General features: G+C 43.8%; 11 protein-coding genes. 6 read left to right on the forward strand and 5 right to left on the reverse strand.

All coding sequences use genetic code 11. The features are described 5' to 3' along the window. The 4 genes from R7P36_RS20785 to R7P36_RS20800 all read left to right on the forward strand — a co-directional run bounded on the left by R7P36_RS20785 (position 1) and on the right by R7P36_RS20800 (position 3,241). Positions 1-555 carry a DsbE family thiol:disulfide interchange protein gene (locus R7P36_RS20785; RefSeq protein WP_005380518.1) on the forward strand — a complete coding sequence of 185 codons (555 nt, stop codon included), beginning with the start codon at positions 1-3 and terminating at the stop codon, positions 553-555. Further along, positions 552-1,037 (forward strand): cytochrome c-type biogenesis protein, encoded by a 486-nt coding sequence (locus tag R7P36_RS20790; protein ID WP_085569742.1) that lies wholly within the window; start codon positions 552-554, stop codon positions 1,035-1,037. Before R7P36_RS20785 ends, R7P36_RS20790 begins: the two co-directional genes overlap by 4 nt. Beyond that, entirely contained in the window at positions 1,037-2,251 is a 1,215-nt protein-coding gene (gene ccmI, locus R7P36_RS20795) for a c-type cytochrome biogenesis protein CcmI (RefSeq protein ID WP_005380521.1), read from the forward strand. The genes R7P36_RS20790 and ccmI overlap by 1 nt, the downstream gene beginning before the upstream one ends. A 216-nt stretch (positions 2,252-2,467) precedes the next feature. Continuing rightward, on the forward strand, positions 2,468-3,241 hold the full coding sequence (locus R7P36_RS20800) for a VacJ family lipoprotein (protein ID WP_005380523.1): 774 nt from the start codon (positions 2,468-2,470) through the stop codon (positions 3,239-3,241). Positions 3,242-3,315: 74 nt separating this feature from the next. Here the strand turns inward: R7P36_RS20800 and R7P36_RS20805 are convergent, their stop codons facing one another. From R7P36_RS20805 to R7P36_RS20820, 4 genes are all read right to left on the reverse strand, one after another. Beyond that, positions 3,316-4,632 carry an outer membrane protein transport protein gene (locus tag R7P36_RS20805; protein ID WP_054576273.1) on the reverse strand — a complete coding sequence of 439 codons (1,317 nt, stop codon included), beginning with the start codon at positions 4,630-4,632 and terminating at the stop codon, positions 3,316-3,318. A 309-nt stretch (positions 4,633-4,941) separates the two neighbouring features. Next, positions 4,942-6,201: an outer membrane protein transport protein gene (locus tag R7P36_RS20810; protein WP_053304159.1), complete on the reverse strand. Its 1,260-nt coding sequence runs from the start codon at positions 6,199-6,201 to the stop codon at positions 4,942-4,944. 297 nt (positions 6,202-6,498) lie between these two features. Beyond that, the gene (locus R7P36_RS20815) at positions 6,499-7,230 is read right to left on the reverse strand and encodes a DUF3379 domain-containing protein (protein ID WP_054576272.1); all 732 of its coding nucleotides are present in this window, start codon (positions 7,228-7,230) and stop codon (positions 6,499-6,501) included. Further along, positions 7,223-7,798 (reverse strand): sigma-70 family RNA polymerase sigma factor, encoded by a 576-nt coding sequence (locus tag R7P36_RS20820; protein WP_005380528.1) that lies wholly within the window; start codon positions 7,796-7,798, stop codon positions 7,223-7,225. The genes R7P36_RS20815 and R7P36_RS20820 overlap by 8 nt, the downstream gene beginning before the upstream one ends. A gap of 720 nt (positions 7,799-8,518) precedes the next feature. On the opposite strand from R7P36_RS20820, the gene fadI reads away from it, so the two are divergent. Then, positions 8,519-9,826: an acetyl-CoA C-acyltransferase FadI gene (gene fadI / locus R7P36_RS20825; protein WP_005384447.1), complete on the forward strand. Its 1,308-nt coding sequence runs from the start codon at positions 8,519-8,521 to the stop codon at positions 9,824-9,826. Then, the gene (gene fadJ / locus R7P36_RS20830; RefSeq protein ID WP_318122293.1) at positions 9,826-11,937 is read left to right on the forward strand and encodes a fatty acid oxidation complex subunit alpha FadJ; all 2,112 of its coding nucleotides are present in this window, start codon (positions 9,826-9,828) and stop codon (positions 11,935-11,937) included. Before fadI ends, fadJ begins: the two co-directional genes overlap by 1 nt. A 62-nt stretch (positions 11,938-11,999) precedes the next feature. Here the strand turns inward: fadJ and R7P36_RS20835 are convergent, their stop codons facing one another. Then, complete coding sequence (locus R7P36_RS20835; protein ID WP_005384444.1) at positions 12,000-12,254, reverse strand: hypothetical protein; 255 nt, start codon at positions 12,252-12,254, stop codon at positions 12,000-12,002. Between the last annotated feature and the right edge of the window lie 32 nt (positions 12,255-12,286).

Here is a 12,286-nt window from a genome sequence, read left to right on the forward strand (position 1 = left end):
ATGAATAAGAAAATCTTATTTATTCCGCTTGTCGCTTTCATGATTCTAGCGGGCATTTTCGCAACCCAATTAATGCGTAACCAAGAGGGCGATGATCCAACTAAATTGGAGTCGGTTTTGGTTGGCAAGCCAGTTCCTGAATTTCATTTAGAAGACCTGGCTGAGCCTGGAAAACAGTACGACCAATCAATTTTTAAAGGTGAACCGTTGCTCTTGAACGTTTGGGCAACGTGGTGCCCAACGTGTTATGCAGAGCATAAATACCTAAACGAATTGGCGGGTAAGGGCGTTAAGATCATCGGTATGAATTACAAAGATGATCGTAATAAAGCAATAGGTTGGCTGAATGATCTCGGCAACCCGTACTTGATCAGCCTATTTGATGGCAGTGGTATGCTTGGCCTTGACCTTGGCGTTTATGGTGCTCCAGAAACATTCATTATTGATGCAAATGGTGTGATTCGCTATCGCCATGTAGGGGATGTAAACCCACGTAATTGGTCAGAAACACTGGAGCCGCTTTACAACAAATTGGTTGAGGAGGCGAAGCAATGAGAAAGCTAATTCTTGCCGTTTTTGCTGCGATGACATTATCTCTTGCTGCTCATGCGGCCATTGAAGTGTACGAGTTTGATAATTTGGAACAAGAACAGCAGTTCAAAGAGTTAAGCCATACGCTCCGTTGCCCTAAATGTCAGAACAACACGATCTCGGATTCTAACGCTGAACTTGCTCAGGACTTACGCCATAAGGTGTACGAAATGACCAAAGAAGGTAAGTCCAAAGATGAGATTGTTGATTACATGATCGCCCGTTACGGTAACTTCGTGACTTACAACCCACCATTTACGGTCGCGACTGCGATTTTGTGGCTCGGGCCACTCGCTGTAGTACTGGGTGGTTTTGGTTTGATTGTACTGCGTAGCCGTAAATCTAAAGTTAAGACAAAAGCGAGCAGTGACGAGCAATGGGATGAGCAAAAAGAAGCTCGTTTAAAAGCATTGCTTGAAGAAGAGAACAACGGAGATAAGAAGTAATGACACTATTTTGGATTTCCACCGTTGCTCTCACGCTTATTGCTTGTGCGCTGGTGGCTTTGCCGCTGATTAAACAAAAAGCGAACAATGATGATGTGTTACGCGATGAGCTCAACAAGGCATTTTATAAAGACCGACTATCTGAGCTTGCAGAAGAAACTGACGAAGGTCTGGTTGAAAGTGAAGACGAACTGATTTCTGATCTAAAGCAATCACTGCTTGACGATATCCCTGGTGATAAAGCGCAAAAAGAAACCAAGGTTTCTCCAATCGCGGTTTTAGTTCCATCGGTAATTCTGACGGTGGTGCTGAGCTATGGTTTGTATTATAAATTTGGCGCGTCAGACGATATTGTTCAATGGCAAGAAGTGTCTGCAAATCTACCTGAGTTATCGAAAAAGCTGATGTCGGCTTCTTCTGAGCCGCTGAGTGACGATGAAATGGCGGATTTGACCCTTGCGCTTCGAACTCGCTTACATTACCAGCCGGAAGACTCGACAGGTTGGTTACTGCTAGGTCGTATTGCGTTAGCAAATCGTGATGTCACCACGGCTATCGATGCGATGGAAAAATCATACCGCCTAGAGCCCAAAGATCCTGATGTGATGTTGGGTTATGCACAAGCTCTGATGCTGTCTCAAGAGGAAATGGATCAAGCGACGGCTCGCTCATTACTCGGCAAGCTGATGCAGCAAGACTATGTCGACCTGCGTGTGTTTTCTTTGTTAGCGTTCGATGCGTTTGAGCGTCAAGACTTCCCGGCAGCCATCAAGTATTGGGGAATCATGCAGCAAATGATTGGCCCAGAAGATAGCCGCTACGAGATGTTGTCACGCAGTATTGAGAGTGCTCGTAAGCAAATGGGCGAAGCGGTTTCACCGGATAAGAGTGTAGCTGTGACAATTAATGTGACACCAAATGCTCAGTTGGATCCAAACGCAGTTCTGATTGTGTCAGTACATCGTTCAGATGGCTCTCCAATGCCTGTGGCTGCTGCTCGTTATCCGCTAGGTACTTTCCCTCGCACAGTCGTATTAGATGATGGCAATGCCATGATGCAAGGGCAAAAGTTATCTTCACTCGATAAGCTAATCGTCCGTGTGCGTGTAGATTCTGACGGTAACGTAGCAACGCGTGATCAAGATTGGCACGGAGAAAGTGACGTCGTTGAATTTGGCGCACCAGTAGAAGTGACCATTGATCAGCAGTATTAATTGTTAACATCTGTCTCTGAAACATGACAACGAGGTAGAGTCAGTTGCCTTTAGTGGTATGACTCTAAACGATCGAGTAGAATACCGAAGGCCAGCGATTGCTGGCCTTTATTTATTCCCATATCTGAGTCATCTTTACTATGTATCCTGCTCAACATACGTACTATGGTTAATCGGGGTGACTTAGGTACATTAATAGTCGTTATGGAAAATAAAATGTATAACAAGGGTAAATCTACCTTCTTGTTGCTGTTAGCCGTTGGACTGGTTGGCTGTTCAAGTGCGCCTGATGAAGCAGTAACAGGACAAGAAACAAATCAAACGACTTCTGATGTGTATGACCCGTTGGAAGGCTTTAACCGAACCATGTGGGAACTCAACTACGAATATTTAGATCCGTATTTGGTTCGTCCTGTATCACTTGCGTATGTAGAATACACGCCAGTTCCTATTCGTTCTGGTATTGCTAACTTCTTATCGAACTTAGATGAGCCAGCAAGCATGGTTAATAACTTAATCATGGGTAATGGTACGAAAGCCGTGGACCACTTTAACCGTTTTTGGATTAACTCGACGTTCGGTATTTTCGGTTTATTCGATATTGCAAGTGCCGCGGGTATTACGAAGTACGACGAGAAAGCGTTCAGTGATGCAGTAGGCCACTATGGTGTTGGAAATGGTCCTTACTTCATGGTTCCAGGTTATGGTCCGTATACCTTACGTGAAGTGACAGATACCGTAGATAGTACGTATTTACCCCTCTCTTATCTCAACTTCTGGGCGAGTTTGGGTAAGTGGGCGTTTGAAGGAATGGAGAAGCGTGCTTTATTAGTACCGCAAGAAGCGCAGCTAGACTCGTCGCCGGATCCATATATTCTAACTCGCGATGTTTATATCCAGCGTCAAAACTTTAAAGCAGAAGTTGAAACGGTAGAAGAAGTTAACATCGAAGAAGAAGAGTATTTAGATGAATATCTAGAAGACTTTTAAGCGTTGTTCTTCATAATCGAGAAATGAAAAAAGGCTTAGCTGATGCTAAGCCTTTTTTGTATTTTGCAGCTTGGTTAGAAACGGTAGTTTGCTTGAACACCGATTAGCCAAACATTACCCGTAGTTTCGCCTACAAATTGGCCGCCGACTTGTTCTGCAGTGTCGTCTGACTTGTAACCGCGAGACTCAACGATTGGTGCGTCTTTCGCAAAAATATAGGTGAAGCCAGCGTCTAGGCTGAAGTCTTTCGTCCAATCGTACGTTGCGCCAATACTTAGCCAAGTGCGGTCAGTTTCTGGAATAGTAATCGTGCGGTTTTTGTCGCTTACCGCTGAAGTATCGTATGCAATACCAGTGCGTAGCGCTAGCTTAGGATCAAGCTGGTAAGTAGCACCAACAGCAAAGCGATAGTTGTCTTCCCAGTTTTCTACTTTAACCATATGCGTGCCAGCAGTATTTAGACGTGCTTCCAATTTCTCGAAAGAGCTCCAATCCGTCCAGTTAACGCTTGCGTGTAACGCAAGTTGGTCTGTTACTTGGTGGAAGCTTGCCAACTCAGCCGTTGCAGGCAGGTTTAGATACATGTAGCCGTTGTCGCGTTCAGAAGTACCGAAGCCAAAACCAAGACCTTCAGCATGGCCTTCAAGCTTCAGTTCAACTTCAGATTTGTACGCGAAGCCGATACGGTTATTTTCATTGATCTGCCATGCTGTACCAACTTGCCAGCCCCAAGCGGTATCGTCACCTTCCATGTATTTTAGAGCGGTACCTTGAGGAACACTGATTGGTTGATTAGTTTCAGGATTTAACCCTACAACGTTATTCTTAGGAGCTGCTGCGCCAAAGCTGCCTTCGCCGATGATGTAACGGATACCACCACCAACGCTGATCGATTCATTGACTTTGTAAGCTGCGTTTAAGTTCGCTTCCATTGTCGTTACGCTTGCTTCGTTACCGAAGTGCGAGGCACCAAAGCCTTTACCTAAATCGGTTTCCATGCCGTAGTTGGTGCCAAATGCCAAACCAATCGCGAATTTCTCATTATATTGGTGTGATAGGTAGAAGTTTGGAATGATTGCATCATGTGCGAAGTCATCTGAAGATGCAGAAGAAGTGCTACCGTGGAAGTTTACATCACCTTCAATATCAATATTTGGGTTCACATAGATTGCACCAACGGACACTTGAGTGCCTTCCAAATAAGTTAGCATTGCTGGGTTACGCCATTGTGCACTTGCGTTGTCAGCCATTGCAGCTTCACCAGCATATGCTCGACCTAGGCCTGTTGCAGAATATTCAGCAAGTTGGAAACCTGCTGCGTTAGCCATGCCCGTTGCGCCAAGTAGGCTTAATGCCACTGCTGTTGATAGAAGAGTCTTGTTGGTTTTCATTCGAATGTTCGCTGATTTGTTTATAACGTGGGACAAAAGTTTAAAGGTAGAGTTTTTACTTTAGAAATGAAAATCCAGCGTAAGTGGTCATTTGGAATATTATGCTTTTAAATGTTATTTGTGCGGTTTAATAATCTAACTGTGAAGAGCTTGTAAACGGAACTCAGCGAACAGCTGTGCGTCCTAATTGTGAGATTTAGATACACGTGTTCACTCAAATTGAGTGGGCAATAAATCGCAGATATGAAAAAAGGCTGGAAATCCAGCCTTTTATATAAAGTATTTTTCTACTAACTAACAGCGAAGCGTTTAGAAGCTACGGCTGTATTGTAAGCCGAATAGAATTGCATCAGCATGAGTTGTTGCTGTTACACCGGTAGAAAGAACAGGAGATAATTGAGTATTCTCATTAACTTTTACATCTTCACCTAACAAGTACGTGAAGCCAAAATCGATGTTTGAGCTATTATCAATATGGTAAGAGAAACCTGTGGAGAACCACTGGCGATCAGAGTCTGGTACCGAGATAGACGTTACTTTATCTTGAGCGCTTGTGTCGTACATGTAACCAGCACGAAGTGTCCAGTTGTTGTTTAGGTAGTAAGTACCACCAATTGCGTAGTGCCAGCCATCTTGCCATTGATAGTCTTTCGAGTAACCACCTTTAAGTAAACCCTGATTTAGGTTCTCAAAATCAATTTGGTCGAAATCTTTCCAACCGATGTATTGGATGCTGTAGTGTACAGCAAACTTAGTGTCTTGGATTTTGTGGAAACCAGAAAACTCGGCCATATCTGGTAGAGGTAGCGTGATTTCCTGACCTTTGTCGTCTTTCGCCGTAAATTCAGGGCTGTAACGATACGCTAGACCAAAACGGTTGTTTTCATCTAGTTCGTACACAGTACCAACGTTGAAACCAACAGCCCAACCATCAGCTTTATCTACGTCCAGAATTTTTTGACCGCCAACCCCTGGGACTGAAGAGCTAGTTGTACGCTTCATTGTGCCTTGGCCGTAGATTAAATCTAAACCAGCACCAAAGCTCCATTGTTCGTTTAAACGGTAAGAACCCGCCAATCCAAAGTTGAAGCTTTTTACATCCGTAAGACCACCGTACTCGGTTGCGGTGTAGTTATCTGAAAATTCAGTTTTAGTGCCGAAATTAGAGTATGCGTTTACGCCCCATGCAAACTTGTCATTTACTGGAACGATTAGGTGAATGTTTGGAGCTATTGACGTATCACCCACATCATCAGTGTCAGCAACATTTACAGTACTGGAGCCCAAAGGAGTATTAACGTTATATTTCGCATCTTTCACTTCAATCATTGAAGTAATGCTTTCGAAACCTAGCGACAGTTCCATTTTATCAAACAGAGCCATTGCTGCTGGGTTACGAGCCATTACTGCTGCATTATCTGCGATTACTGCATCACCAGCAAATGCACGGCCGATGCCAGTTGCTGATTGAGCGTTGATTTGGAAGCCCGCTGCCATCGATTGACCTGAGGCAAAAGCTACCGTTACTGCTAGGAGAGTCTTTTTAAACAGACGCGTGTTCTGAGTCATTTGTTTTTCCTTATTAGATTCGTCTCTTTGGACGATAAATTGAGCTTTTGCTCAGTGGCGCAGATAGTAGTATCAATAGTTGCTTGGACAAATCCGACCATTGGATAAAATTGAATAAAAATTGCAGAAATGATGTCTAAAAGACGGGAAATTGCACTTAAAATGCATAATTTAGAGTTTAAGCTCTAAATGCGATAGGGGTGGTGAATGTTTTGTGTTCTATTTATACAAAAATGCCGCTAAATAAGATCATTTAGCGGCATTTAACCTTTTGAAGGCTGGAAATCGTCGAAGTTGTTACATTGGCTTAATCATTGATGCAAGAGTCGTAGCGATCGCATCAATATTTTCACCTTCTTCCCCGACTAAAATCAGGCTTGAACTCCCGACGGGCTGAACGATTCCGGTCATGCCATCCTTACTAAAGTCGGTACTTTGTTCGCTTGGAATACCAGTAATAAATAACGTTACTTTACCTTTTGGACCTTGGAACACCATATGCACCGCATTGGATTCGCCAAACCCGCAGTGGTTTAGGTAGTAAACGTGATATGGAAAGTTTTCACTAAACTGGTAATGAAATGGCGACATTTTCGCATTAATTTGCGAGCTCGGTACATCCTCATCAAGATGACGAACAAACGGTTCTTCATGAATAACGTGTTTCATCGCGGTATCCGCTAAACTGGCTTGTGCTGGAGACACCAAAACATTTCCCCAGTTTACTTGACCAACGAATAATCCTGCGGTGAACGCAATAGAAGCGGCAAGTGCCATTGCTTTGCGGACAAAGTTTGGTCTTACGACCTTCTCTTCATCAAGTGCACTCGACGTCTGGCTAAATAAAATCTTATCTGCGAGATCTTCGGGTACATCCACATTCATGGCTTGTTTAATTTTTACATCGAGATCCAAAACGTCATCAACAAACTTATTGTTGGCGTCGCTACCAGCTAAAGCTTGCAGAATCTCTTCATCCTTTTGTTTTGGATCCGACAAAATACGACGACGAAATTCTAAATCATCCATTCTTTTGTCCTCTCTTGGTATCTTGAGAATCCAACATCTCTTTAAGTTGATTACGAGCGCGAAATAGTCGAGTCATCACTGTGTTTTTATTTAAATCAAGAATGTCGCCAATTTCTTCTCCACTGAAACCACCGACAACTTGGAGAAATAAAGGCTCACGGTATTCAACATCGAGCTTCATGATCTGTGCCTGCAGCCATTCTTGCTGATGATGTGAGTCATCGCTGACTTTAGCATCATTGCCGTAATCATCGATATCAACTAAATCAAATTGTTTACGTTCGAAGCGGCGCGCATTTTCTCGTCTCAATATTGTGATGAGCCAAGACTTGGCAGCTTTTTCGTCCTGGAGGCTATCGAGTGACTTCCAAGCTCTAAGACAGGTTTCCTGAACTAGATCTTCCGCGACCGCTTTATCTTTGCACAACCAATATGCGTAGCGGTACAAGTCACGATGATACCCTCGGACGAGCGCTTCGTATTTTCTTTGCTTGTCCATATCAGAGTTGACCGGACTGTTGGAATTTTTCTTTCCAAACATTTTTAATATGGCCACAGGAGCCTCCATCCTCGCTCTGTGAGTTTCTTATTTGTTCTGAGCATGACTTTATTTGCTTCATCGCTTAGCGGTTTTGGTTGCAGGATTTGTCATGCAACCCCTTTGACACAATAAGCCATGTGGTTACCTAAAAGTGTATACGCAAATGTCAGATATCATCGAACACGAATTGATATATATTGTTAACAATATCATCATTAGTAATCAATGGCTTGGATAAGTTCACTCGATGGAGCATTAAAAGGGACTTCTGATGGTGGATTCTTGAATTGTTTTGAATCAATAATCGCTTTAGGTGAGCTTAAAACTCGTAAAATCACTATAAAATTGATCTATTTCAAAATATCAAGCAGTGAAGGGGTTATAGTACACCTTGTCATCTCGTTAGTCATTGCGACTAACATGTTGAGCAAGATGACACTTCCTTTTGAAGGCTGACTTTACTTTCTCCTAATCAGGAAACTGATTACTTTTCAATTGGCGTAAGTTAATTGTTTTATAGATATTCCGACCACACAGTTATGTGTGGTTTTTTTTTGCTTCGATTTTACTTTCCGTATACCTCTTACCGTTTTAACTCTCTATAGTTAACCATTAGTAATCGCATAAGAATCAAAGAAGTAGAGTAATTGAACTACTTGCTTCACGTTTATTTAAACGCACGTTTGATAAATTTAACAAATTCATTACAATGCATCAGGTCAGACCTCTTGTATTTAAGGAGAAACAATGGGCAAGCAGGAAGTAAAAACACGCAATGGTGAGCGTGTCGCTATTGTCGCGGGGCTTCGAACTCCCTTTGCTCGTCAAAGCACGGAATTTAGCCAAGTGCCAGCGGTCGATTTAGGGAAAATGGTAGTAAGCGAAATGCTTGCTCGAACAGATATTGATCCGAAGCTAATCGAACAAGTGGTATTTGGACAAGTAGTACAAATGCCTGAAGCGCCAAACATCGCACGAGAAATCGTGTTAGGCACCGGTATGAACATCCATACTGATGCTTACAGTGTGACTCGAGCGTGTGCGACGAGTTTTCAAGCGGCGGTTAATGTCGCAGAAAGCATCATGGCGGGAACCATCGATATTGGTATTGCTGGCGGTGCAGACTCTTCTTCCGTCCTGCCTATTGGCGTATCAAAGAAATTGGCTGCTAATCTGCTTGCTCTTAGTAAGACAAAAACAATGGGTCAGAAGCTTAGTATCCTCAAAAACTTGAGCTTTAAAGACCTGATGCCAGTGCCACCAGCAGTAGCAGAGTACTCTACGGGTTTATCCATGGGACAAACTGCAGAGCAAATGGCTAAAACACATGGTATTTCTCGCGCAGAACAGGATGCGCTTGCACATCGTTCTCATACGCTGGCTTCTCAAGCTTGGAAAGAAGGAAAAATCCAAGATGAAGTGATGACGGCTTTCCCTGAACCATACAAAAAGTGGATTTCGGAAGACAACAATATCCGTCATGACTCAACGGTTGAGGGATACGCGAAATTGCGACCTGCATTTGATCGTCAGTATGGCAGTGTTACGGCTGCGAACAGTACGCCATTGACTGATGGTGGTGCGGCAGTGATGTTGATGCGAGAAGGTAAAGCGAAAGAGCTCGGAATGGAGATTCTTGGTTACATCCGAGGTTATGCATTCTCTGCTATCGGCGTGGAAAAGGACATGCTGATGGGGCCGACTTATGCCACAGCGAAAGTGCTTGAAAATACAGGCTTGGAACTGTCAGACCTGACGTTGATCGACATGCACGAGGCCTTTGCTGCTCAAGCATTGGCTAATGTGAAGATGTTTGCTTCCGATAAGTTTGCTCAAGAAAACCTTGGTCGCTCAAAAGCGATTGGTGAAATTGACATGGATAAGTTCAACGTGCTTGGCGGATCAATTGCTTATGGTCACCCATTTGCTGCGACTGGTGCGCGTATGATGACGCAAACCCTACGAGAGCTAAAACGCCGTGGCGGTGGTATTGCATTGAATACCGCATGTGCTGCTGGTGGTCTTGGTGCGGCAATGATTCTGGAGGTTGAGTAATGAGCGAGCAAAAAGCATTTAGTCTAAAGGTTGATGAGCAAAATATTGCTTGGTTAGCCATCGATGTTCCTAATGAAAAAATGAATACGCTGCAGGCGGCTTTTGCTGACGAAATGAAAGAAATTTTTGCTCAGCTAAAAGACTCCAGTGGTATTAAAGGGATGATCATCCACTCCCTAAAACCGGACAATTTTGTTGCGGGTGCTGATGTTCGAATGCTAGAAGCATGCACCACAGCAAGTGAAGCGGAAGCCTTAGCAAGGCAAGGTCAGGATTTATTCCAGCAGCTATCGGACTTACCTTATCCTGTCGTTGCGGCCATTCATGGCCCATGTTTGGGCGGTGGTTTAGAACTGGCTCTTGCATGTGATTATCGTGTTTGTACGGATTCTGACAAAACGCGTTTAGGTCTGCCAGAAGTACAACTTGGTTTATTGCCAGGTTCTGGTGGTACTCAGCGTCTGCCACGTTTGATTGGCCTGTTACCATCGTTGGACTTGATTCTGACGGGTAAACAACTTCGTGCGAAGAAAGCTAAAAAACTGGGCGTTGTGGACGCCTGTGTGCCTGACACCATTTTGCTCGACGTAGCAAAACAGTTTATCGACAAAGGTAAAAACAAGGGTACGAAAAAGCTATCGACGAAAGAAAAGGTGATGTCTGGTAGCGGGCTAGGGCGTAAGTTTGTATTTGAACAAGCAGCGAAGAAAACGAATCAAAAAACCCGTGGTAACTATCCAGCAACGGTTGCAATTCTAGAAGTTATTCAACATGGCTTAGAGAAAGGCTTCGCTAAAGGTCAAGAACTTGAAGCGAAGCGCTTTGGTGAGCTTGTGATGAGCTCAGAGTCAAAAGCGCTCCGTTCTATCTTCTTTGCCACAACAGAAATGAAGAAAGAGAATGGCACGGATGCGAAACCAGCACCAGTTCATAAAGTTGGTGTGCTTGGTGGTGGTCTGATGGGCGCCGGAATCAGCCATGTGTCTGTTGCAAAAGCAAAAGTACCTGTTCGCATCAAAGACGTTAGCAACGATGGCGTTTTAAATGCGCTCAACTACAACTACAAGTTATTTGAGAAACAGCGTAAACGTCGCATTCTATCCAAGGCCGATCTGCAAGCGAAAATGCTGCAACTGTCTGGTGGTGTCGATTTTACCAGTTTTAATCATATTGATGTCGTAATTGAAGCCGTTTTTGAAGACTTAGATCTTAAGCAAAAAATGGTGGCGGACATTGAAGCGAACGCTAAGACAGAAACTATCTTTGCGACCAATACTTCTTCGTTGCCTATCCACAAAATTGCAGAAAAAGCGGAGCGTCCAGAAAACGTAGTGGGTTTGCATTACTTCAGCCCGGTAGAAAAAATGCCGTTGGTGGAAGTGATTCCGCATGAAACGACGTCAGATGAAACCGTTTCAACAGTTGTTGCACTTGCTAAGAAGCAAGGTAAAACCCCGATCGTAGTGAAAGACAAAGCGGGCTTTTACGTGAACCGCATTCTTGCTCCATACATGAACGAAGCGGCGCATATTTTGTTGGCTAACGAACCGATCGAAAAGATTGATACGGCGTTGCTTGATTTTGGTTTCCCTGTTGGCCCGATTACCTTGTTGGATGAAGTTGGTGTCGACATTGGCGCGAAAATTATGCCGATCCTGGTTAATGAGTTAGGTGACCGATTCAAAGGGCCGGATGTGTTTGATATCTTGTTAAATGATGGACGTAAAGGACGCAAGAGTGGTAAGGGGTTTTACACTTATAAGGGCAAGAAGGAAGATGTCGACAAATCGGTTTACAAACTGCTTAAGCTCGACCCTGAATCTAAGCTAAGCGATAACGATATTGCGTTGCGCTGTGTGCTGCCAATGCTGAATGAAGCGGTACGTTGTTTGGATGATGGCATCATTCGCTCGCCACGTGACGGTGATATTGGCGCGATATTTGGTATTGGTTTCCCACCGTTCTTGGGTGGCCCGTTCCGTTACATGGACCAATTTGGTATTAAGGAGCTCGTAGAGAAAATGAATGAGCTTGCATCGAAATATGGCGATCGTTACGCGCCATGTGATGGTTTGCTTACTCGAGCTGGTGAAGGGACAACGTTCTATTAAAGGTTGCTTCGGTAGAGAAAAAGGCTTGCCAGTGGCAAGCCTTTTTCATAAAGAAGAAATGGTTACTTCTTCTTGTCTTTCTTATCTTTATTGTGGCCTTTACCAGGGTTGTCGTCCCCGTGAACGCTGCTATTACCTTTTTTGTCTTTATCATTCCACTGTTTTGAAGAGCAATCATCTGATTTGATGGATACATTGTCTCCGCTAAGGCGCACACAGTCGTCACTTAGTTCGAAACCATCGCCTTTGACTGAGATTTCAGCGTGAGCAGATGCCAATGGCAGTATAAGAGCCACAAGTAAAAGTGCTTTTTTCATGATTACCTCATTAAGTTATTTTTAGTGCGGTA

This window comes from Vibrio sp. 397 (assembly GCF_033339395.1).
Classification (GTDB): Bacteria; Pseudomonadota; Gammaproteobacteria; order Enterobacterales; family Vibrionaceae; genus Vibrio; species Vibrio alginolyticus.